General features: G+C 72.4%; 22 protein-coding genes. 16 read left to right on the top strand and 6 right to left on the bottom strand.

Going from position 1 to position 21,198, the window contains the following annotated elements; all coding sequences use genetic code 11:
- Positions 1 to 25 precede the first annotated feature (25 nt).
- The 4 genes from ACIOHP_RS37020 (at position 26) to ACIOHP_RS37005 (ending at position 3,426) form a co-directional block, all read left to right on the top strand.
- Positions 26 to 802, top strand: a complete 777-nt coding sequence (locus tag ACIOHP_RS37020; protein ID WP_401894266.1) for a slipin family protein — start codon at positions 26 to 28, stop codon at positions 800 to 802.
- Between the two features lie 90 nt (positions 803 to 892).
- On the top strand, positions 893 to 2,260 hold the full coding sequence (locus ACIOHP_RS37015; protein ID WP_401894263.1) for a PhoX family protein: 1,368 nt from the start codon (positions 893 to 895) through the stop codon (positions 2,258 to 2,260).
- Between the two features lie 125 nt (positions 2,261 to 2,385).
- The gene (locus ACIOHP_RS37010; protein ID WP_401894260.1) at positions 2,386 to 3,228 is read left to right on the top strand and encodes a polysaccharide deacetylase family protein; all 843 of its coding nucleotides are present in this window, start codon (positions 2,386 to 2,388) and stop codon (positions 3,226 to 3,228) included.
- Positions 3,229 to 3,246: 18 nt separating this feature from the next.
- Positions 3,247 to 3,426: a hypothetical protein gene (locus tag ACIOHP_RS37005; RefSeq protein WP_361547982.1), complete on the top strand. Its 180-nt coding sequence runs from the start codon at positions 3,247 to 3,249 to the stop codon at positions 3,424 to 3,426.
- Here ACIOHP_RS37005 and ACIOHP_RS37000 read toward each other — a convergent pair.
- Together ACIOHP_RS37000 and ACIOHP_RS36995 are read right to left on the bottom strand one after the other, a co-directional pair.
- Positions 3,418 to 4,089, bottom strand: coding sequence for an ABC transporter (locus ACIOHP_RS37000; protein ID WP_401894256.1), 672 nt, complete (start codon positions 4,087 to 4,089; stop codon positions 3,418 to 3,420). The two genes, ACIOHP_RS37005 and ACIOHP_RS37000, sit on opposite strands and share 9 nt — an antisense overlap.
- Positions 4,086 to 4,946 carry an ATP-binding cassette domain-containing protein gene (locus tag ACIOHP_RS36995; protein WP_401894254.1) on the bottom strand — a complete coding sequence of 287 codons (861 nt, stop codon included), beginning with the start codon at positions 4,944 to 4,946 and terminating at the stop codon, positions 4,086 to 4,088. Before ACIOHP_RS36995 ends, ACIOHP_RS37000 begins: the two co-directional genes overlap by 4 nt.
- Positions 4,947 to 5,042: 96 nt before the next feature.
- Here ACIOHP_RS36995 and ACIOHP_RS36990 point away from each other — a divergent pair, with 96 nt between their 5' ends.
- The 7 genes from ACIOHP_RS36990 to ACIOHP_RS36960 all read left to right on the top strand — a co-directional run bounded on the left by ACIOHP_RS36990 (position 5,043) and on the right by ACIOHP_RS36960 (position 12,286).
- Entirely contained in the window at positions 5,043 to 5,744 is a 702-nt protein-coding gene (locus ACIOHP_RS36990) for an aminoacyl-tRNA hydrolase (protein ID WP_401894448.1), read from the top strand.
- Positions 5,741 to 6,379 (top strand): TetR/AcrR family transcriptional regulator, encoded by a 639-nt coding sequence (locus ACIOHP_RS36985; protein WP_401894252.1) that lies wholly within the window; start codon positions 5,741 to 5,743, stop codon positions 6,377 to 6,379. Before ACIOHP_RS36990 ends, ACIOHP_RS36985 begins: the two co-directional genes overlap by 4 nt.
- Positions 6,380 to 6,507: 128 nt before the next feature.
- Positions 6,508 to 7,089, top strand: coding sequence for a TIGR03086 family metal-binding protein (locus ACIOHP_RS36980; protein ID WP_401894251.1), 582 nt, complete (start codon positions 6,508 to 6,510; stop codon positions 7,087 to 7,089).
- A 216-nt stretch (positions 7,090 to 7,305) separates the two neighbouring features.
- Entirely contained in the window at positions 7,306 to 8,673 is a 1,368-nt protein-coding gene (locus tag ACIOHP_RS36975; RefSeq protein WP_401894249.1) for a DUF692 domain-containing protein, read from the top strand.
- Between the two features lie 250 nt (positions 8,674 to 8,923).
- Positions 8,924 to 9,691 (top strand): DUF4142 domain-containing protein, encoded by a 768-nt coding sequence (locus ACIOHP_RS36970; RefSeq protein ID WP_401894246.1) that lies wholly within the window; start codon positions 8,924 to 8,926, stop codon positions 9,689 to 9,691.
- Between the two features lie 85 nt (positions 9,692 to 9,776).
- Positions 9,777 to 10,565 (top strand): TIGR04222 domain-containing membrane protein, encoded by a 789-nt coding sequence (locus ACIOHP_RS36965; RefSeq protein ID WP_361547962.1) that lies wholly within the window; start codon positions 9,777 to 9,779, stop codon positions 10,563 to 10,565.
- Positions 10,566 to 10,663: 98 nt separating this feature from the next.
- Positions 10,664 to 12,286 (top strand): alpha/beta hydrolase, encoded by a 1,623-nt coding sequence (locus tag ACIOHP_RS36960; RefSeq protein WP_401894244.1) that lies wholly within the window; start codon positions 10,664 to 10,666, stop codon positions 12,284 to 12,286.
- Here the strand turns inward: ACIOHP_RS36960 and hemQ are convergent, their stop codons facing one another.
- Positions 12,287 to 13,018 (bottom strand): hydrogen peroxide-dependent heme synthase, encoded by a 732-nt coding sequence (gene hemQ, locus ACIOHP_RS36955; protein WP_327719971.1) that lies wholly within the window; start codon positions 13,016 to 13,018, stop codon positions 12,287 to 12,289.
- A gap of 5 nt (positions 13,019 to 13,023) precedes the next feature.
- The gene (hemG, locus tag ACIOHP_RS36950; RefSeq protein WP_401894242.1) at positions 13,024 to 14,475 is read right to left on the bottom strand and encodes a protoporphyrinogen oxidase; all 1,452 of its coding nucleotides are present in this window, start codon (positions 14,473 to 14,475) and stop codon (positions 13,024 to 13,026) included.
- Between the two features lie 157 nt (positions 14,476 to 14,632).
- On the opposite strand from hemG, the gene ACIOHP_RS36945 reads away from it, so the two are divergent.
- Positions 14,633 to 15,616 carry a DUF4349 domain-containing protein gene (locus tag ACIOHP_RS36945; RefSeq protein ID WP_401894241.1) on the top strand — a complete coding sequence of 328 codons (984 nt, stop codon included), beginning with the start codon at positions 14,633 to 14,635 and terminating at the stop codon, positions 15,614 to 15,616.
- Positions 15,617 to 15,643: 27 nt separating this feature from the next.
- Positions 15,644 to 17,029, top strand: a complete 1,386-nt coding sequence (locus ACIOHP_RS36940; protein ID WP_401894238.1) for an FAD-dependent oxidoreductase — start codon at positions 15,644 to 15,646, stop codon at positions 17,027 to 17,029.
- A gap of 3 nt (positions 17,030 to 17,032) precedes the next feature.
- On the opposite strand, the gene ACIOHP_RS36935 is transcribed toward ACIOHP_RS36940, so the two are convergent.
- Positions 17,033 to 17,356: a hypothetical protein gene (locus ACIOHP_RS36935; RefSeq protein WP_361482638.1), complete on the bottom strand. Its 324-nt coding sequence runs from the start codon at positions 17,354 to 17,356 to the stop codon at positions 17,033 to 17,035.
- 125 nt (positions 17,357 to 17,481) lie between these two features.
- On the opposite strand from ACIOHP_RS36935, the gene ACIOHP_RS36930 reads away from it, so the two are divergent.
- The gene (locus ACIOHP_RS36930; protein ID WP_401894235.1) at positions 17,482 to 18,300 is read left to right on the top strand and encodes a rhomboid family intramembrane serine protease; all 819 of its coding nucleotides are present in this window, start codon (positions 17,482 to 17,484) and stop codon (positions 18,298 to 18,300) included.
- A gap of 1 nt (position 18,301) precedes the next feature.
- On the opposite strand, the gene hemE is transcribed toward ACIOHP_RS36930, so the two are convergent.
- Complete coding sequence (hemE, locus tag ACIOHP_RS36925) at positions 18,302 to 19,360, bottom strand: uroporphyrinogen decarboxylase (RefSeq protein ID WP_351678205.1); 1,059 nt, start codon at positions 19,358 to 19,360, stop codon at positions 18,302 to 18,304.
- A gap of 122 nt (positions 19,361 to 19,482) precedes the next feature.
- Between hemE and ACIOHP_RS36920 the strand changes: the two genes are divergently transcribed.
- Both ACIOHP_RS36920 and ACIOHP_RS36915 read left to right on the top strand, forming a co-directional pair.
- Positions 19,483 to 20,151, top strand: coding sequence for a DUF3000 domain-containing protein (locus ACIOHP_RS36920; protein WP_401894232.1), 669 nt, complete (start codon positions 19,483 to 19,485; stop codon positions 20,149 to 20,151).
- A gap of 246 nt (positions 20,152 to 20,397) precedes the next feature.
- On the top strand, positions 20,398 to 21,060 hold the full coding sequence (locus ACIOHP_RS36915) for a response regulator transcription factor (protein WP_046260003.1): 663 nt from the start codon (positions 20,398 to 20,400) through the stop codon (positions 21,058 to 21,060).
- Positions 21,061 to 21,198: the final 138 nt, after the last annotated feature.

Here is a 21,198-nt window from a genome sequence, read left to right as displayed (position 1 = left end):
CAGGCCTCTCAGTGAGGGGGTCGTCATGCTCCAGGAGCTCCTGACCGTGGCCGTGGCAGCCGGTTCCGCCGCCGTGGTCTATGTCGCCGCCGGGGCGCGGGTCGTCAAGCAGTACGAGCGCGGGGTGGTCTTCCGGCTCGGGCGGCTGATGGACGGCGTGCGGGCACCCGGGTTCACGATGGTGGTCCCGTTCGTGGACCGGTTGCACAAGGTCAACATGCAGATCGTCACGCTGCCGGTCCCGGCCCAGGAGGGCATCACCCGGGACAACGTGACGGTGCGCGTGGACGCGGTCGTCTACTTCCGGGTGCTCGACGCGGCGAACGCGCTCGTGAAGGTCGAGGACTACAAGTTCGCCGTCTCCCAGATGGCGCAGACGTCCCTGCGCTCGATCATCGGCAAGAGCGAACTGGACGACCTGCTCTCCAACCGCGAGAAGCTCAACGAGGGCCTGGAACTGATGATCGACAGCCCGGCCGTCGGCTGGGGCGTGCAGGTCGACCGCGTGGAGATCAAGGACGTGTCGCTGCCGGACGCGATGAAGCGCTCCATGGCCCGGCAGGCGGAGGCCGACCGCGAGCGCCGCGCCCGGATCATCAACGCGGACGCCGAACTCCAGGCGTCGAAGAAACTCGCCGAGGCCGCGAAGGAGATGTCCGAGCAGCCGGCCGCGCTCCAGCTGCGGTTGCTCCAGACGGTGGTGGCGGTGGCCGCCGAGAAGAACTCCACCCTGGTCCTCCCCTTCCCGGTGGAGCTGCTGCGCTTCCTCGAGAGGGCCCAGGAGCACCCCACCGACAGGTGACACCTCTACGCGCGTGGTTCCCGCGGCCCGCGCCAGGTGATAGACACAGCGGCGTCACATCCTGTCCGCCAGCAGGAAGGTTGCTGCTCCATGTCCGCAACACGACGTCAGGTGCTCGCCCGCTCCGGTGCCTTGGGGGCGGGAATCGCCTTCACCGGTGCCCTCTCCGAGCTCTTCACGGGCACCGCCGCCGCTCAGAACCTCGGCCACACCGGCTACGGCCCGCTCGTCCCCGACCCGAACGGCCTGCTCGATCTGCCGGAAGGTTTCCGCTACAAGGTCCTCTCCCGTGAGGGCGACCAGCTCCGCTCCGGCGAGGGCCAGGTCCCCTCCAACCACGACGGCATGGCCGCGTTCGCCGGCAGACACGGCCGCGTCCACCTGGTCCGCAACCACGAGAACCGCGTCACCGGCAGGATCGCGGTCCCGACGATCGACGGCCTCACCTACGACCCGATGGGCAAGGGCGGCTGTACGGCCCTGACGCTCGACGGCCGCAACAAGGTCCTGTCCGAGCGGGTCGCCATCGCCGGCACCGCCGTCAACTGCGCGGGCGGGCCCACCCCTTGGGGCACCTGGCTGACCTGCGAGGAGACCGAGGACAAGGCCGGCACCAACGGCTACACCAAGGACCACGGCTTCATCTTCGAGGTCGACGGTGCCGACCCGCGCCGCTCCGGAGCCGTCCCGCTGACCGCGATGGGCCGCTTCCAGCACGAGGCGATCGCCGTCGACCCCAAGCGCGGCATCGTCTACGAGACCGAGGACGCCTTCCTCAAGCCGTTCGGCCTCTTCTACCGCTTCCTGCCGAACAAGCCGCTGGGCGGCCTGGGTTCGCTCCGCGCGGGCGGAAAGCTCCAGGCGATGCGCGTGCCCGGCGTACCGGACCTGTCCTCGATCCAGGAGACGGGCGCGTGCTTCGAGGGCGTCGAGTGGGTCGACGTACCGGACCCGCTGGCCGCCCAGACCCCCATCCGCCTCCAGGACTTCGGCCCGAAGGGCATCACGCACGCGCAGAAGCTGGAGGGCTGCTACTGGGGCGGCCGGTGCGTGTACTTCGTGTCCTCCTTCGCCCACAGCGCGGAGGGCTCGGCCGCGGACCACTTCGGCCAGATCTGGCGCTACGACCCGTCCTCGCGCCGTCTGACCCTGGTGATCGTCTTCGGCCCGGACACCGACATCCAGCTGCCCGGCGAGTCCCCCGACAACATCTGCCTCGCCCCCAGCGGCGGCCTGATGGTCTGCGAGGACGGCAACGGCGCGCAGCACGTGTACGGCGTGACGCGCCGGGGCGAGGTGTACGCGATGGCTCGCAACGCCCAGAACATCGGGACACCCGAGGCGCCGGAGTGGGGCGAGTTCGCGGGGGTCGCCTTCTCCCCGGACGGCGACACGATGTACGTCAACTGCTACACGCCGGGGACGACGTTCGCGGTGACGGGCCCCTGGCGCAGGTAGGGCCCCCGCGCCGGGAGGCGGGCCCCGCCTCCCGGCGCGTGATCGGGGCACGACCGGAGCAGGCGAGCGGCGCGTGAGCGGCCACAATCCGGGAAGTGCCCGATTCGTCCCGTTATGTTCATGCGGTGATCATTCGAGTACGCCACGTGGCGGCCGCCTGCGCACTCGGCGCCGCGCTCACCGCCTGCACCGCCGCCCCCGAGGTACCCCGCGCCGCCCGTCCGGCCCCCTCCGCCCCCGTCGCGCCCTCCCGGCCCCCGACCCTCGCCCCGGGCCCCGCCGGGCTCACCCCCGTCTTCAGAAACGGCCCCCGCACGCACGGCAGGACGGTCGCGCTCACCTTCGACGCCGACATGACCGCGGACCAGGGGCCCCGGGCCGCGGCCGGCGAGCACTTCGACAATCCGCGGCTCATCACGGCACTGCGCGCGCTGAAGGTGCCGGCCACCGTGTTCATGACGGGACGCTGGGCCGAGGAGTACCCGGCACAGGCGCGGTCGATCGGGCGGGACCCGCTCTTCGAGGTGGCGAACCACTCGTACAGCCACTACGCCTTCACCGGCGACTGCTACGGGCTGCCGACGGTCTCGCGGGCCCGCATGCGGGCCGATGTCGAGCACGCGTACGCCGCCTTCCGGAAGGCGGGCGTCCCCGACGCGCGGCCGTACTTCCGCTTCCCCGGCGGCTGCTACGACCGCGAGGCCCTCAAGGCGCTCACCCCGGCCGGTGTCACCGCCGTGCAGTGGGACGTGGTCAGCGGGGACGCCTTCGCGACGGACGCGGACGCCGTGGCCCGGCAGGTGCTGGACGGGGTCCGGCCCGGTTCCGTGGTCGTCATGCACTGCACCCGCAGCGCCGCCCCGGCGACCGAGCGGGCCGTCCGGACGATCGTGCCGGAGCTCCGGGCCAGGGGGTACCGGTTCGCGAAGGTGTCCGAGCTGATCGGGGCCGCGGGTGGACGGCGCTGAGCCCCCTACGCTGGAGGCATGAGCGACGACTACTGCACGATCGGAGACGTGCCGAAGCCGCCCGTCGCCGACGGTCCGCCGTACGCCGAGTGCGTGCTGTGCCGGAAGCCGACGGAGTACCCGGAGTCGTACAAGGGGATCACCCTGTGCCCCGTCTGCGAGTGGCAGGAGGCCCAGCGGACCGCCTGCTCAGGGTGATCTCCGGGACGTCAGCACACAGGCCACGGCGGTCGCGCCCGCGGTGAGCAGGGCGGCCGCGGCCAGGGGCAGCAGCGGCAGCGGGGCGGTGCCCTCGCGGGAGCCGGTGACCAGACCCTGGACGGCCGCCTGGGCCGGGGAACCGGTCGTCACCATCGTCAGCAGGGCCGCGAGCAGCATCGCGGGGACCGCCCGTCCCGGCGAGCGCAGCAGCGGCCAGGTGGTGAGCGCGCCGACGGCCGTGCCGAGCAGGGCGCAGGCGAGGGTGGCGATCAGCCCGGCCGCACCGGCAGGGAACCGTGGCACCCGCATCTGGTGGTCGGCGCTCACCGGATCGCTGATCAGCGTCACGACCAGAGTCGCCACCGCGCCGAGCAGCGCCGCGGTGGCGAACGCCACCAGCAGGGAGGCGAGGTGCGCCCGCGCGGGTCCGACCGCCGCGGACACACAGGCACGGGCCGCGGGCGGCTCGTTGGACACACAGATCCGCACCAGCCAGGCGGCGACGGGCAGCAGCGCGGCGGCCGCGTACCCGAGCGAGTCGAGGATCGGCTGGCCGCTCTGCACACCGACGCCCAGGAACGCGACGTACAAAATGAACGGCGGCAGCCAGCGCTGGGAGCGTACGAGCAGAGCGGCCTGGTAGCGGAGCAGAGCGGTCATCGGCCGCCTTCCTGTGTCTCGTGGCTCACGCTCACCACGTGCCACGGCGGGCGGGCCGCCAGCAGGGCGCGGAGCAGGACGTCCGAGTGGGACACGGGGACGGCGAGCCGGTAGGTGCCCGGTTCCGTCTCCTCGGCTGTGGTGGCGGCCCGGAGCGCGTCCGCGGGCAGCCGGCCGCCGGCCGGGCCCTGGGCCACGACGGCCACCTGCGGGCCGGTGGGTGCGCTGTCTTGTGCCGTACGACGGTGGAGGCCGCCCCCGTGCACGGCGTACGTCGCGTCGGGCACCCCCGCCAGCCGGCCCGGGTCGTGGTCGACGAACACCACCGCCCCGCCCGCCGCGGTGCGCTCGGCGACCGCGCGCTCCAGTTCCGCCCGGGCGTCCGCGTCGAGGCCGGTCCAAGCCTCGTCCAGGACGAGCAGCTCCGGTTCGGCGAGGAGGGCCTGGGCGACGGCGACCTTCTGGCTGCTGCCCTTGGAGAGCTGCGCCATGGGGGTGCGGGCGTAGGGGGTGGCGCCGAATCGCTCCAGGGTGTCGGCCGCGGCTCGCTCCGCCGAGGCTCGGGTGAGGCCGTGGATGGTGGCCAGGTGCGTCAGGTAGCCGAGGGCGGTGAACGGGAGGGCCGAGGGGAAGCGCTCGGGGACGTAGGCGGTGCGGGGGCGGCCCTTGATGCGGCCCTCCGAGGGGGCGTCGAGGCGGGCGAGTACGCGGAGCAGCGTGGATTTGCCGGTGCCGTTCGGGCCTTCAATGCGGGTGAGGGTGCCAGGGGTGAGGGTGAGGTGGACGCCTCGTAAGACCCAGGGGCCGCGTAGGCCGTAGCGCCGGCCCACGTTGTCCAGCTGCAGATCGCGTTCCATGTGGGTCATGATGTCGTCTTGCGGCTACGGGTTGTCCGTGGCTGGTCGCGCAGTTCCCCGCGCCCCTTAGGGTTGGCTGGTGTGAGCCCTGATTCCATGCCGACCGGCGACAGTCCCTTCCAGCACTCGGCCACCGCTCGCGATCAAGCGCCGCAGTTCGTGCTGCCGTTGGTCGTGCGCATCGAGCGAGATGCACCTCCCGCCCGTACCGACGCTCTCGAAACCGCCGCCCGTGCCGTTCTCGTCATGCTCAGTGATGAACGCTCCCTCGGGGACGGCGAATGGGCTCAGGTCATGCGGGACTGGCAGGACGCGCGCATTCGGAAGGTCGTGCGGCGGGCCCGTGGGGGTGAGTGGCGGAAGGCTGAGGCGTTGCCCGGGATCACGGTGACCGGGAAGTCCGCGGAGGTGCGGGTGTTTCCGCCGGTGCCGTTGGACGGGTGGCCCAAGGAGTTGGCCAAGCTTCAGGTGTCCGGCACCGACCTCGACGACCCCGAGCCGCCGGTCGACACCGATCCCGGTGTCCCCGTGCTGTGGATGAGCCCGGACGTCGACATGTCGGCCGGGAAGGCGATGGCTCAGGCCGGGCACGGGGCTCAACTCGCCTGGTGGGAGCTGTCGGATGAGGAGCGGGCCGCTTGGCGGGACGCCGGTTTCCCGGTCGCCGTGCGGACCCCCGGACGGGACCGGTGGCGTGAACTCGTCGGCAGCGGGCTGCCGTTGGTCCGGGACGCCGGGTTCACCGAGATCGCCCCGGGCTCGTGCACGGTCGTCGCCGACCACCCGGCGCTGCGGTGACCCGGCTCGACGGCAGGGTCGAACGGGGCAATCGCACCCGGCAGTCGGTGCTGCGCCGTACCGTCGAGATCGCCTCCGTGGAGGGTCTCGAGGCGCTGTCGGTGGGACGGCTCGCGACCGATCTGCGGCTCAGCAAGAGCGGGGTGTTCGCCCTGTTCGGCTCCAAGCAGGAGCTGCAGCTGGCTGCGGTGCGGGAGGCCTCGCGGGTGTTCGTCGCGGAGGTCGTGGAGCCCGCCGCGAAGGCCCCGGCGGGGATCGGACGGGTGTGGCGGCTGTGCGAGGCGTGGCTGGCGTACTCGGAAGGGCGGGTCTTTCCCGGCGGCTGCTTCTTCTACGGCGTGATGGCCGAGTTCGACGCCCGGGAGGGGGCCGTGCACGATGCCCTGGTCCGGGCCCAGCGGGACTGGGGCGCTCATGTGGAGGGCTGTGTCGAGGAGGCGCGGGCCGCGGGCGAGCTGCGCGCCGGCACCGATGCCGCGCAGCTCGCCTTCGAGCTGATCGCCCTCATGGAGTCGGCGAACGCGCTGTCCGTGCTGCATGGGGAGAACGTCGCCTATCGACGGGCGCGGGTGGGGATCGCGGCGCGGCTGCGGGCGGTGGCGGTGGACGTCGCGTCGGTGCCCCAAGTGGGCTGAGGGCAGCGGACATTGGTTGCTCGCCATTCGGGGTCGGCCATCGAAAACAAGTAGCACGATCGTTCGGTTACTTTTATTCTCGGCCCCCTGCGGGCCTACGCCCTGGACCTGCCCACCTAGGAGCATCGATGGACGTCGTGGAACTCGACCGGATCGCCGTGCACGAGGCCCTGCGGGTGGTGGAACTCTCGCGGGACGGGGACTGGGAGCGGGACAGCCCCTGCGCCGGGTGGACGCTGCGGCGGCTGGTGGCGCACATGACCGCGCAGCACCACGGGTTCGCGGCCGCCGCGCGGGGTGCGGGCGGCGATCCGGCGTACTGGGCGGAGCCGGCGGACCTGCGCGAGCCGGCCAAGGCGCACCGGGCGGCCGCGACGAGTCTCCTCGGGGCGTTCGCCGAACCGGGCGCCGTGGAGCGGGAGTTCACGCTCCCCGAGCTGGGCGGGCGATTCCCCGGGCGGCTCGCGATCGGCTTCCATTTCATCGACTACGTGGTGCACGCCTGGGATGTGGCCGCCACGCTGGGGGTCGGGCTGGAGCTGTCCGACGAGGTCCTGACGGCGGGCCTGGCCGTGGCCCGGTTCGTCCCGGCCGATCCGGAGGGGCGGGGTCCGGGGTTCGCGTTCGCCGCGGCGCTGGACGTGCCGCCGGGCGCCGGGCCGCTGGAGGAGACGCTGCGGCTGCTGGGGCGGTCCCCGGAGTGGGGGTGAGCGTTCCGCCCGTTTGAACGGGCCGCCGCCGCGTTGCGTACCTCCTGGCACGGATGGCCGGAACCTCAAATGTTCCTCTGAACGACCGGGCGGGGGGATTCGCGGCCGGACACCGGGGCCATACCCCCGTCACGCCGGAAACAACGAGCCGTCGAAGGGGACGACACAGCGGATCCAGGTGGAGCGGAGAGTCGGCCGGAGGAGGGGACGGGGACGATGGAGCGACTGGGTACGGGAATCGGATGGCGGCCGGAGATCGCGGACGCCGTGGAGCGCATGCCGGGTATCGACTGGGTCGAGGCCGTGGCGGAGAACGTCTGCCCCGGGCACCTCCCCGAATCGCTGCTGCGGCTGCGCGAGCGGGGGGTGACCGTCGTCCCGCACGGCGTCTCCCTCGGGCTCGGCGGCGCGGACCGGCCCGACGAGGACCGGCTGACCGCCCTCGCCGAGCGCGCCACGGCCCTGGGCTCACCGCTGGTCACCGAGCACATCGCGTTCGTCCGGGCGGGCGGGCCCCTGACGGCCTCACCGCGCCTGGAGGCGGGCCATCTGCTGCCGGTGCCGCGCACCCGCGACGCGCTCGACGTGCTGTGCGAGAACGTCCGTATCGCCCAGGCCGCGCTGCCCGTACCGCTCGCCGTCGAGAACATCGCCGCGCTGATCTCCTGGCCGGGCGAGGAGATGACGGAGGGGCAGTTCCTGTACGAGCTGGCCGACCGCACGGGCGTACGGCTGCTGATCGACGTCGCGAACCTCCACACCAACCACGTCAACCGCGGCGAGGACCCCGCCGAGGCCCTCGCCGACCTCCCCCTGGAGGCCATCGCCTACGTCCATGTGGCAGGCGGCTTCGAACGCGACGGCGTCTGGCACGACAGCCACGCCCACCCCGTCCCCCGCCCGGTCCTCGACATCCTCACCGACCTCGCCTCCCGCGTCTCCCCGCCGGGGGTCCTGCTGGAACGGGACGAGAACTTCCCCGAGCCGAGCGAGCTGGAGGGGGAACTGACGGCGATCCGTGGCGCGCTGGAGAAGGGGCGCGAGCAGGCCGGGGTGGGCTCGGAGGAGGGCGGCGGGGAGTCCGTGGCAGTCGCCGCGGGGCGGGTCACGACGACCCGCCCCGGCACCACCGCCGACGCCCCCCTCGACACCGCCGACGCCGCCTCCGCTCCCGCCCGTCAGCGCCTCGCCCTCGCCCAGACCGCCCTGCTCTCCGCGCTCGTCGCCGGGACGCCCGTGCCCGAGGGGTTCGACCGGGTGCGGGTCGGGGTGCAGGCGCGGGCGCTCGCCGGGAAGCGGGCGGACGTCGTGGCGAAGGTCGCGCCGGAGCTGCCGGAGATTCTCGGGGCGGGGTACCGGGCGGCGTTCCTCGGGTACGCCCACGGGCACCCGATGGGCGCCGGCTACCGGCGGGACGCGCTGGACTTCGCCGGGTACCTCCTCGGCTCCGGCCTGCCGGAGGACCCGCACGCCCGGGCCGGGCTGCGCGAGTGGTGGCTGGAGCGGTCGGGACCGCGGCCGCGGTCCCACCGGCCCGCCGTACGGCTGGCACGGGCGACGCGGCGCGTGCTGCTGCGACGGTGACCGGCAGCCGTCGGAGCCGACGCCGCGGCCGAGTGTGCCGGGATTAACACCCGTGCCTCGACACATCTCCCACACACTCGGTTGGCCCCTCTTTGATGCCATATGCCACCGACTATCCCTTCACCATTCGCCCCTGGTGTCCGGGATGCAACCATTCGCTCCTGTACGGCAGTTGGTGCGGACCGCGCAGTAACATGCCAATCCCGCACTCGAAATCTCACCAACGTGCGGTGCCGTGACAGGAGGCACCATGCGACCGCGACCCCCCGTCCAAGGCCGAGGAATTCTCAGCGGCACGGGGCTCATCATCACCGGTCTGGCAGCGACCCTGGTGGCGCTGATCTTTCCGATCTGGTCGTACGCCGACCGGTCGGGAACCGCAGCCGACCTGCTCAACGCCGAGACCGTGTCGACCCAGTACGGACCGCTGTCCGCGCTCGACCGGGAGTTCGTCACGAAGGTCCGGCTGGCCGGGCTGTGGGAGCTGCCCGCCGGACAGCAGGCGCAGCAGAAGGGCACGACACAGGCCGTACGGACGGCCGGACAGCACCTCGTCGAGGGGCACACCTTCCTGGACGAGCGGGTCCGTGACGTCGCCTCGCAGCTGGGCCTGGCGCTTCCCAACGAGCCGAACGACCAGCAGAAGGGGTGGCTCGCCACCCTGAACGCGGCCCAAGGCGTCGAGTACGACCGCGAGTTCGCCAACATCCTGCGTCTCGCCCACGGGAAGGTCTTCTCCGTCGTCGCCCAGGTCCGCGCGAGCACCCGCAACTCCCTGGTCCGCACCCTGGCCGACGACGCCAACACCACCGTCCTGGACCACATCAAGATCCTGGAGGCCACGGGCTACGTCGACTTCGACGCCCTGGCCCAGGACATGGTCGCCGGCAGCACACCCCCGATCACCAACTCCCCGGCCCCGCCCGCCTTCACGGCTGCCCCGACCCCGGCCGTCCCGGTGACCCCGAGCTACTCGCTGCCCCCACCCGCCACCAGCCCGCCCCCGCGCGAGCCCTGAGCGGAACGTCACATACCGGCAAACACTTGTCCGGATTGTGAACAAGGCATGGCGCAGTCCAGACCATCTCGCATAGAACAGCGTCATGTTCTGGGTCCTTCTCCTGCTGCTGGCCTGGGCCGCCGCCGGAACCGCGTGCACCCGGTTGTGCCTGGCCGCCGTGCACGCCGCGGCCGACGACGCGGACGCGGGTCACGGACACGACCTCACGCTCTACGAGGCGGCGTTCCTGTCCGGCGGCCCACGCCGGGTCGCCGACCTCACCCTCGTCTCCATGGCCCGCCAGCGCCGGCTGCTGCTCGCGCACACGGGCTGGGCGACGGTCGTCGATCCGCGCGGCCGGGACGAGATCGAGCGCTCCGTCATAGGGGCGATCGGGCCGGAGGGGCAGTCCCGTATCGCCCCGGTCCGGGACGCCGCCGCCACCGCCGCCCCGGTACGCGGTCTCGCCGACCGTCTCGTCCGCGCCGGTCTCGCCGTGCCCGACGGGGCGCGCACAACGGTCGCGGCCGCGGTCCGCCAGGTGCAGATCGCCGCGGTCGTCGTCCTCGCGCTGGGCGCGACCGCGCTGCTGACGCCCGCCCCGTCGGACGTACCCCGCCATCTGATCGCCCTGTGGTTCGCGCTCCCCCTCGCACTGACCCTGAGCTGCCTGGCCATCGCCCGCGTCGAGGTGCACCCGTACTCGCGCTGGGCCTCCCCGGCAGGGCAGCGGCTGCTCGGCGCCCTGCCCCGGCGTGCCGCCGGCGGCGACGACCGGACCTACCTCACCACCGTCGCCGTACGAGGTGTCAGCGCGGTCGGCGAACCGGACCTGCGCGCGGCCTTCGCCGACCGCGAGCACTGGCGCGCCGGGCACACCAGGGGCGCATAGGGGGCATTGGCGCCGACACCGGCCGGGTGGTGCTTGCCTTCGCCGACAACCGAACGAAACATCCCTTTTGTTGCTGCCGTGCACCGAAGGGATTCGCCATGAGAGCCCCCGCCCTCTACTCGGCCGCCGGGACCTTGCTCCTGACCGCTCTCGCGGCCGCCCCGGCCGGCAGCGCGTCGGGCGCGTCGGGTGCTCCCGTCGCGGCCGAGGTGCGCGGCACCGCGACGGCCGCCGCGCGCGCCGAGGCCGAGGGCATCGCCTTCGGCACGTGCGCCGAGGTGGAGGACCTGCCGGGCAACGTCCAGTGCGGCACGGTGTCCGTCCCGCTCGACTACGCACGCCCCGACGGGAAGCAGATCAAGCTCACCGTCAGCCGCGTGCGGGCCACCCACAAGGACCCGCACAACAGCAAGCGCAAGGTGCCCCGGCAGGGCGCCCTGGTCTTCAACCCGGGCGGCCCGGGCGCCTCCGGCATGTACTTCCCGCTGATCGGCGTGGTGCCCGAGTGGAAGCGGCTCGCGGCCGCGTACGACCTCGTCGGCTACGCCCCGCGCGGGGTGGGCCGTTCGGCGCCCCTGTCCTGCCAGGACCCCCGGCACTTCTTCAAGGCGCCGACCCTGGCACCGACGTACCCCTCGGAGTCGTACAAGCGGGAGCGCATCGCGCAGGCGAAGGCGTACGCGCGCGGCTGCGCCAAGCGGGCGGGCGGCGCGCTCCGGCACTACACCTCGCTCAACAACGCCCGTGACCTCGACGTCCTGCGGGCCGCGCTGGGCGAGGAGAAGCTGACGTTCATGGGGGCGTCGTACGGCACCTACTTCGGGGCGCTGTACGCGACGCTGTTCCCCTCGCACGTACGGCGGATGGTGTTCGACTCGGCGGTGAACCCGGATCCGACGCAGGTCTGGTACCGCAACAACCTCGACCAGTCGGCCGCGTTCGAGGGCCGCTGGGCGGACTTCCGGGACTGGGTCGCCAAGCACGACAAGGTGTACGGGCTCGGCGACACGGCGGAACGGGTGCAGCGCAGCTACGACAGGGCGGCGGCGCAGCTGGCGGCGGAGCCGGCGGGCGGGAAGGTCGGGCCCGGGCAGTTGCAGGGGGCGTTCCTGACGGCCGGGTACTACGACGACTACTGGCCGCACCGGGCGGAGGCGCTGTCGGCGTATCTGAAGGGCGACCCGAAGCAGCTGATCCTTCAGGCGGGGCCGCACCCGGAGGCGGCGAAGGAGGCGGAGAACGGCAACGCGGTCTACACGGCCGTCGAGTGCAACGACGCGTCCTGGCCGACGGAGTGGAAGGTGTGGGACCGGGACAACACGCGGCTGGCGCGGGTGGCGCCGTTCGAGACGTGGGACAACGTCTGGATGAACCTGCCCTGCGCGTACTGGTCGGCGCCGCGTCAGGAGCCGCTGGATGTGCGGACCGGTCCCGGTGAGCTGCCGCCGACGCTGATCCTGGCGGCCGAGCGGGACGCGGCGACGCCGTACGACGGCGCCCTGGAGATGCACCGGCGGCTGTGGGGCTCGGTCCTGGTGACCGAGCGGGACGCGGGCACGCACGGCATCGCCGGCGGCCCGAACCCGTGCGTCAACGGGCACGTGGACGCGTACCTGCTGGAGGGCATCCTCCCGGTGCGGCGCGCGGCCTGCGCACCGCACCCGGAGCCCAAGCCGCGCGAGCACTCCCGGAAGAAACCGGCCACCCGGCCCGCGGCCTGATCAGGCGAGGCCCGCGACCAGCTCCGCGATGTCCTTGCGGCGGCCCGTGTAGAACGGGACCTCCTCGCGGACGTGCATGCGGGCCTCGGACGCGCGCAGATGGCGCATGAGGTCGACGATGCGGTAGAGCTCGTCGGCCTCGAAGGCCAGCATCCACTCGTAGTCGCCGAGCGAGAACGAGGCGACCGTGTTGGCGCGGACGTCCGGGTAGCCGCGGGCCATCTTGCCGTGGTCGGCGAGCATGCGGCGGCGGTCCTCGTCGGGCAGCAGGTACCAGTCGTAGGACCGCACGAAGGGGTAGACGCTGACGTAGTTGCGCGGCGTCTCGTCGGCGAGGAACGCCGGGATGTGCGAGCGGTTGAACTCGGCGGGGCGGTGCAGCGCCATGTTCGACCAGACCGGCTCCAGGGCGCGGCCCAGCCTGGTGCGGCGGAAGAGGTTGTACGCCTCCTGCAGCTGGTCGCTGGTCTCCGCGTGCCACCAGATCATGAGGTCGGCGTCGGCGCGCAGCCCGGACACGTCGTAGGTGCCGCGGACGGTGACGTCCTTGGCGGCGAGCTGGTCGAACAGCTCCTGGACCTCGTCGGCGTAGCCCGCGCGGTCCTCGGGGAGCACGTCCTTCAGCTTGAAGACGGACCAGAGCGTGTAGCGGATGACCTCGTTGAGGTCCTTGGCCAGCTTGCCCTTGTTCGGGATCCGGCCGGCCTCGGGGGTGGGGGCGTCGTTGCTCATGGTCCTTATTCTCCTGCTCCTCCGTGCAGACTCTGCACCGGGTTGGCGGTGAGCTCCTGCACACCGCGGTCGTCCCCATGGATCTGGTCGACCGCCGCGTACGCGCTCGCGACGCACGCCGGGATGCCGACGCCGTCGTACTGCGCGCCGCAGACGGCCAGGCCCGGGAGCGTGGCCACGTGTGCGCGGATGCGGGCCACGCGCGCGTGGTGGCCGACGGGGTACTGGGGCAGGCCGTCGGTCCAGCGGGTGACGCGGGTTTCGAGAGGTGTGGCGTCGAGGTCGGTGGCGGCCTTGAGGTCGTGGCGGGAGACGTCCACGAGCTCGGCGTCCTCGCGCTCCAGGACGGCCGTCTCGCCGTAGCGGCCGACGGAGGTGCGCAGCACGACGACGTCGGGGTTCTCGTCGGCGATCCAGTCCCACTTCTGGGAGGCGAACGTGGACGCCTTGATGGTGCGGCCGTCGACCGGCGGCACGAGGAAGCCGCTGCCCGCGGGGAGGGCGGTGTCGGCGCGGCGGTAGGCGAGGGTGATCAGGGCCATGGAGGCGTACTCCACGGTGGCCAGTTCGGCGGCGGCCTCGGGAGCTTCGGCGCGCAGGAGGTCCGCGGCGGCGGGAGCGGGAACGGCGACGACCACGGAGTCGGCGTGCAGGACCCGGTCACCGGCGACGACCCGCCAGCCCCCGGCTGCTTCGCGGCGCAGCCCGGTCACGGGTGTGCCGGTGAGGATCTCGCCCCCACGCGCGCGTACGGACTCGGCGACGGCGAGCGGCAGACTGCCCACACCGCCCTCGATGCCCATGAACACGGGCCCGGTCTGCTGGTTGTCGGCGACCTTCGCCTGGATCTCGCGGACCGCTTCCGTCAGCGAGGTGTGGCTCTTCGCGGCCTGGAAGAGCTGCGGGATCGCCGACCGCATCGAGATGCGGTAGGCGTCGCCCGCGTACACGCCGCCGAGCATGGGCTCGATGAGCCGGTCGACGACCTCGCGGCCGAGGCGCTCCGCCACGTACGCGCCCACCGCCACGTCGTCGCCGATCTCCGTGGGCGGCAGGTCGGCGTCGCGCTCGATGCGGGCGAGGCCCTCGTCGGACAGGACGCCGGAGAGGGCGGCCGCGGTGCCGGGGACGCCCATCACATGGCCCCTGGGCATGGGGCGCAGGGCGCCGCGGGTCCAGATCGAGGCGGTCGCGGTGGCCGGCGGCCGGAGGCGGCCTTCGAGTCCGACCTCGCGGGCGAGCGCGATCGCTTCCGGTCTGCGCGCCAGCATCGACTCGGCCCCGAGGTCCACGCGCGCGCCGGCGATCTCGCCGGGCAGCAGCTTGCCGCCGACGCGGCCGGACGCCTCCAGGACCGTCACCCGTGCCCCGCGCTGCAGCAGCCGGTGCGCGGCGGCGAGGCCCGCGATTCCGGCTCCGATGACGACGACGTGCTCCGGCGTACCTGATCCGCTCATGGCCCCACCCTCTCAGACGCCAGCGGCACACCGGCCGGGGCCGTATGGCCCGTCCGAGTCCTGACCGTGACCGCATCGGGACCGTTGTGCCCCAACGTTCCGGTGCGTCCCGGCGTCGAAGGAGCGTCAGTTCGTCACGACCCCCGGGGGTAGGCCCATGCGCGCACGACGTTCCGTACGACCTGTCCGGGCCTTGGCCGGGCTCCTGCTGGCCGCGGCTCTCGCCCTGACCGGCTGCACCGGCGCGGGGGACGACTTCGGCGGCGCCTCGGGTGACTCCGACGTCGCCCGGTCGGGGGCCAAGGAGGCCGCACCGGGCGCCGCCGCGGACGACGCGGCCGGCGGTGGCAGGCAGGCCACCACCGCGCCCAAGCTTCCGACGAGCCACATCATCCGCACCGCCGAACTGACCGTGCAGGTCAAGAACGTGCCGAAGGCGCTGGAAGCGGCCCGTACGGCCACCGTGAACGCGGGCGGATACGTCGGCAAGGAGGCCACCTTCCGCGACGAGGAGGGCACCGAGGAGACGCAGGTGACCCTGCGGGTGCCCGCCGACCGGTACGAGGAGGTCCTGGCCGAACTGGAGGGCTCGGGCAAGCTGCTGGAGCGTACGGCGAAGGCGCAGGACGTCACCGAGCAGGTCGTCGACGTGGAGAGCCGCATCAAGACGCAGCGCGCGAGTGTGGCCCGGATCCGGGAGCTGATGGACCAGGCCACCAAGCTGAGCGATGTGGTGACCCTGGAGGGCGAGCTGAGCACCCGTCAGGCCGACCTGGAGGCGCTGCTCGCCCGGCAGGCGTCACTGAAGGACCGCACGAGCCTGGCCACGATCACCCTGTCCCTGTCCGAGAAGCCGGTCGAGAAGGTCACCGAGGACGACGACCCGGGGGTCCTCGACGCGCTGGCGGGCGGCTGGGGCGCGTTCGTGTCGATGCTGCGCTGGATCGTGGTCGCCCTGGCCGCGGTGCTGCCCTTCGCCGCGGTGCTGGCCCTGATCCTGATGATCTGGCTGCGCTGGGTACGCCCCCGGCTGCCCCGCCGCCCGGCCCCGGCGGGCGCGTCGAGCACCCTGGGCCCGCTGCCGACGGCCCGCCCGGCACCGCAGCCCGGACGCACCGAGCAGCAGGGTGAGCAGGACTGAAATGCCCTGCGCCCGTAGCGTGTTCGCATGAGCATGAGTGCTGCGAGCGAACGGCTGGTCGTGATCGGCGGCGACGCCGCGGGAATGTCCGCGGCGTCGCAGGCGCGTCGGCTGAAGGGGCCCGGGGAACTGGAGATCGTGGCCTTCGAGCGGGGCCACTTCACCTCGTACTCGGCCTGTGGCATCCCGTACTGGGTGGGCGGCGACGTCGAGGAGCGCGATCAGCTGATCGCCCGTACGCCCGAGGAGCACCGGGCCCGTGACATCGATCTGCGCATGCGCACGGAGGTCACGGAGATCGACGTGGCCGGACAGCGGGTACGCGCGCGTGACGTCGATTCGGGGGCCGAGTCCTGGACGTCGTACGACAAACTCGTGATCGCGACCGGCGCCCGCCCCATCCGCCCGGAGATGCCGGGGGCGAACGCGCCGGGCGTCCACGGTGTGCAGACCCTGGACGACGGCCAGGCCCTGCTCGACACGCTGGCACGCACGCGTGGCCGCAACGCGGTGGTGGTCGGCGCCGGGTACATCGGCGTCGAGATGGCCGAGGCCCTCATCAACCGCGGCTACGAGGTGACCGTCGTCAACCGCGGCAGCGAGCCGATGTCCACGCTCGACGCGGACATGGGCCGCCTGGTGCACGAGGCGATGGAGGGCATGGGGATCACCATGGTCAACGACGCCGAGGTCACCAAGGTCCTGGCCGGCGACGACGGCCGGGTGCGCGCGGTGGCCACGGAGGACGCGGAGTATCCGGCGGACGTGGTGGTGCTGGGCATCGGCGTACGCCCGGAGACCTCGCTCGCCAAGGCGGCGGGCCTGCCAGTGGGACACCACGACGGGCTCCTGACCGACCTGGCCATGCGGGTGCGCGGCCACGAGAACATCTGGGCGGGCGGCGACTGCGTGGAGGTCCTGGATCTGGTCTCCGGACAGGAACGGCACATCGCGCTCGGCACCCACGCCAACAAGCACGGCCAGGTCATCGGCGCGAACGTGGGCGGTGGTTACGCGACCTTCCCGGGCGTGGTCGGCACGGCGGTGAGCAAGGTGTGCGACCTGGAGATCGCCCGCACGGGTCTGCGGGAGAAGGACGCGCGCCGGGCGGGGCTCCGGTTCGAGACGGTCACCGTCGAGTCCACGTCCCGCGCGGGCTACTACCCCGGCGCCTCCCTCATGACGGTGAAGATGCTCGCCGAGCGCCGCACGGGGCGGCTCCTCGGTGTGCAGATCGTCGGGAGGGAGGGCGCGGGCAAGCGGGTCGACATCGCGGCGGTCGCGTTGACGGCCGGGATGACGGTGGAGGCGATGACGGCCCTGGACCTGGGCTACGCCCCTCCGTTCAGCCCGGTGTGGGACCCGGTACTGGTGGCGGCCCGCAAGGCCGCTCTGAAAGTGCGGGCCTCCTGACGGTTATGCCGAGCCGTTGATCCTCTCGATGGCCTGGCGGGCCTGGTCGGCGGCCGGGCGGGGCGGCAGGGACGAGACGGAGGCGCTCGGGGCGGTCACCGCCGGCGGCTGCTCCCCCGCCGGTTTCGCGTGGGCCGCGGGCCGGGTCGACCGCAGCCGGTGGCTCACCGCCTCGTCGAGGGTCACGGGTCGCTGCATCTGCGAGGCGAGCCGCCCCGCGTCCTGGCCCAGCCGGGCCACGTCTTCCCAGGGCAGCCGCAGCACGACGGCGACTTCCGCCTCGCCGTCCGGCAGTGCGTGGATCGGAGGGGTAACTCGGTCGTTCATCGCCTGTTCCTCACGTTTACCCCGCGACCCGCCTTCCCCGTGCCGCGGACGGTTGAGGAGTCATACGCACGCGTGCGTGCCGGTGTTCACCGATTCGCGGACCACATCGGGGGCAGTACTTCCTTGTGGTCATCCCCGTCCATGACGTGAACCCGGTGCGTCGCACCCCCGTGGTGACGTACGCGCTCATCGCCGCGAACGTACTGGTCTTCCTGTACATGCCCGGCCTGGCCGGCTCCGTGGCGGGCGACAGCAGCCTGTCCCAGCTCTGCCATCTGCAGGCGTTCCTGGATCACTACGCGGCCGTGCCGCAGGAGCTGATCCACCATCAGCTGCCGCAATTGGTCCCCACGGGTGACGTGGGTCCGGGCGGCGCGGGCTGCGCGGTCGGCCCGCCGGGGTACGACAAGTCACCCGTGCAATCCGTGTTCACCGCGATGTTCCTGCACGGCGGCTGGCTGCACCTGCTGGGCAACATGCTCTTCCTGCTGATCTTCGGCAACAACGTCGAGGACCGCATGGGCCATGTGCGGTTCGCGCTGTTCTACCTCGTCTGCGGCTACGCGGCGTCGTACGGCTTCGCGCTGCTCAACGACGACTCGGGCGACCCCCTGATCGGCGCGTCCGGGGCCATCGCCGGGGTGCTCGGCGCCTATCTGGTGCTGTATCCGAAGGCCAGGGTGTGGGTCCTGGTGCCGTTCCTGGTCTTCCTGCCGCTCCGGCTGCCGGCCTGGCTGGTGCTGGGCTTCTGGTTCGTGCTGCAGGCGGTGTACTCGTCCGGCGAGGGCGTCTCCGACGCCGGGACCGTGGCGTACGCGGCGCACATCGTGGGCTTCCTCGCGGGCATGCTGCTCGCCTGGCCGCTCAAGGCGGGCACGCCCCCGCCGCCGGAACCGCGCGGTCTGCTGTTCGGCAGGAAGGCACGGCCCCGGCAAACCTGGTAGATCAGCGGGCGGTCCGCGTGTGGACGTACTCCACGAGCCGGGTCAGCGCGTCCGGGTCGGTGGACGGCATCACGCCGTGACCGAGGTTGAAGACATGGCCCTCGAGGTCCTTCGCCGTCTCCAGCACCTCACGGGTCTTGGCCTCGACGGCCTCGGTGCCGGCGAACAGGACGGTCGGGTCGAGGTTGCCCTGGAGTGCCTTGCCGGGGCCGACCCGGCGGACCGCCTCGTCGAGCGGGACACGCCAGTCGACGCCGACGACGTCCGCGCCGGCCTCGCCCATCAGCCCGAGGAGCTCACCGGTGCCGACACCGAAGTGGATGCGCGGGACGCCGTACCCGGCGACCGCGTCGAAGACCTTGGCGGAGGCGGGCATCACCGAGCGGCGGTAGTCCACCGGGGCGAGGGCGCCGGCCCACGAGTCGAACAGCTGGACCGCCGAGGCGCCCGCCTCGATCTGCACCTTCAGGAAGGCGGCCGTGATCTCCGCGAGACGGTCGAGCAGGTCCGCCCAGAGCTCGGGGTCGCCGTACATCATCGCCTTGGCGTTCTCGTACGTCCGCGACGGGCCGCCCTCGACGAGGTAACTCGCAAGGGTGAAAGGTGCGCCCGCGAAACCGATCAGCGGGGTGGCGCCGAGCTCGCGGGTCAGCAGGCCGATCGCCTCGGTGACGTAGGAGACGTCCTCGGGGGTGAGGTCTCGGAGCTGGGCCAGGTCGGCGCGGGTGCGGATCGGCTTCTCGACGACCGGGCCGACGCCGGGCTTGATGTCGAGGTCGATGCCGATGGCCTTGAGCGGGACGACGATGTCGCTGAAGTAGATCGCCGCGTCCACGTCGTGCCGGCGCACCGGCTGGAGGGTGATCTCGGTGACCAGCTCGGGCCGCATGCAGGACTCGAGCATGCCGACGCCCTCGCGGACCTTGCGGTACTCCGGCAGTGAGCGCCCGGCCTGCCGCATGAACCACACCGGGGTGTGCGGCACGGGCTCGCGCCTGCAGGCCTTGAGGAAGGCGGAGTCGTACGTGGCGGTCGGCGGCTGGCTCTCGTTGGCACTCACGGGGAAAGTCTCGCACGGTGGCAAGGGCGGTTCTCCACGCCGGTCGGCATCCGCGAGGGCCCCCGCGCCGGGCCACGGGGTGTCTGGCCCGCGCCGAGCCATGGTTCCCCTAATCTTCCCGCATGGCTGCGGCTCAGGGACGACTGTCGGACGGCGCTGGCGGAATGGACGACGCGAAGGAGGGGGACCGGAATGCGGGCAGTGACGCTCCGCCGCTCTTCCGGGCCGCCGTCGATGCACTGAGGGCGGCCCGGCTCCGGCCGCAGATCGAGGTGGAGCCGACGCGCGCGCCGCAGCGGCTCGCGCCCTTCGCGTACGCGCTGGAGGCCGCGGTCGTCGACGGCGACCAGGATCTGGCCGACGGCCGGCTGGTGCTGCTGCACGACCCGGACGGTCATGACGCCTGGCGGGGCACGTTCCGGCTGGTGACGCTGGTGCGCGCGGAGCTGGAGCCGGAGATGGCGGCGGACCCGCTACTGCCCGACGTGTGCTGGTCGTGGTTGACGGGCGCGCTCCAGGCCCGCGGTCTGGCGTGCGGTGAGCCGAGCGGCACGGTCACGCGTGCGAGCTCCCACTACTTCGGGGGCCTCTCCGAGCGTCCGCCCGCCTCCCAGATCGAGATCCGGGCGTCCTGGACGCCTCGTGAGGGCCTGGGCGGCGTACCGGACACGGCGGGTCATCTGGCGGCCTGGTGCGATCTGCTGGCCCAGGTCGCGGGCCTGCCGCCGGCCGGTCCGGGCGACGCGTCGGTGGTGACGCTGCCGCAGCGGCGGGGACCGCAGTCCCGCTGACACCACCCCCTCGGCATGGTCTTCGCGTCGCCTTTTGACGCCCTTTTTGACATCACTTTGTCGATACGGCCACTTTCAGTCGAGAACGAGCCCTCGAACGAACCGATTCGTTCACCGAACGATCGACCGCGTGTCCGAATTGCACGGATTGTTACTCACTAGATCGTGATCTTTCTCTAAAGGCCTACGGGTTTGATGCCGAAGACGTCTGTGACCTCACAGCCGTCCCCCACCCCAGGAGGCCTGGTGTCCGTTCTCCTCGAGCAGCCCGCAAGCCTGGTCGCCTACCGCCCGAACAAGCCGACCGCGATGGTGGTCGTGGCCGACCCGCGCGTCCGCTCCACCGTCACCCGCCACCTCTGGGCGCTCGGTGTACGCGACGTCATCGAGGCCTCGTCCGTCGCCGAGGCTCGTCCCCGCATCGGCAACCCCCGTGACATCTGCGTGGCCGACGTCCACCTGCCCGACGGATCCGGCCTGACCCTCCTGTCGGAGACCCGCGCCGCGGGCTGGCCCAACGGCCTCGCCCTCTCCGCGGCCGACGACATCGGCGCCGTGCGCAACGCCCTCGCGGGCGGCGTCAAGGGCTACGTCGTCACCGGCACCCGTACCAATGTCGGACTCCCCTCCCGGCCGGGCGCCGCGCCCATCGGCTCCCGTGCCGCCGGAATGCACCGCCGCCCCCCGGGTGCCCCGAGCCACCCGGGCGGCTACCGCGAGCTCTCCGGCCGCGAGGTCGAGGTGCTGCGACTGGTCGCGGAGGGCCAGTCCAACAAGGCCATCGGCGTCTCGATGGGCCTGTCCGCGCTGACCGTCAAGAGCCACCTCGCCCGTATCGCCCGCAAGCTGGGCACCGGCGACCGCGCCGGCATGGTCGCGGTGGCCCTGCGGACCGGCATCATCCACTGACCTTCCACCCTTCACGGACGTGAACCGGATCAGTCCTGGATCCGGGACACGCCCCCGATCGGTCGTGAACCCGAGGGATTCACCGACCTGACTGGTTTACGACCCTCAGGCGCCCGTCGACGGAACGTTCCGTCGGCG

This window comes from Streptomyces sp. NPDC087859 (assembly GCF_044742595.1).
GTDB lineage: Bacteria > Actinomycetota > Actinomycetes > Streptomycetales > Streptomycetaceae > Streptomyces > Streptomyces canus_F.
This window is presented reverse-complemented; position numbering and strand designations above follow the sequence as displayed.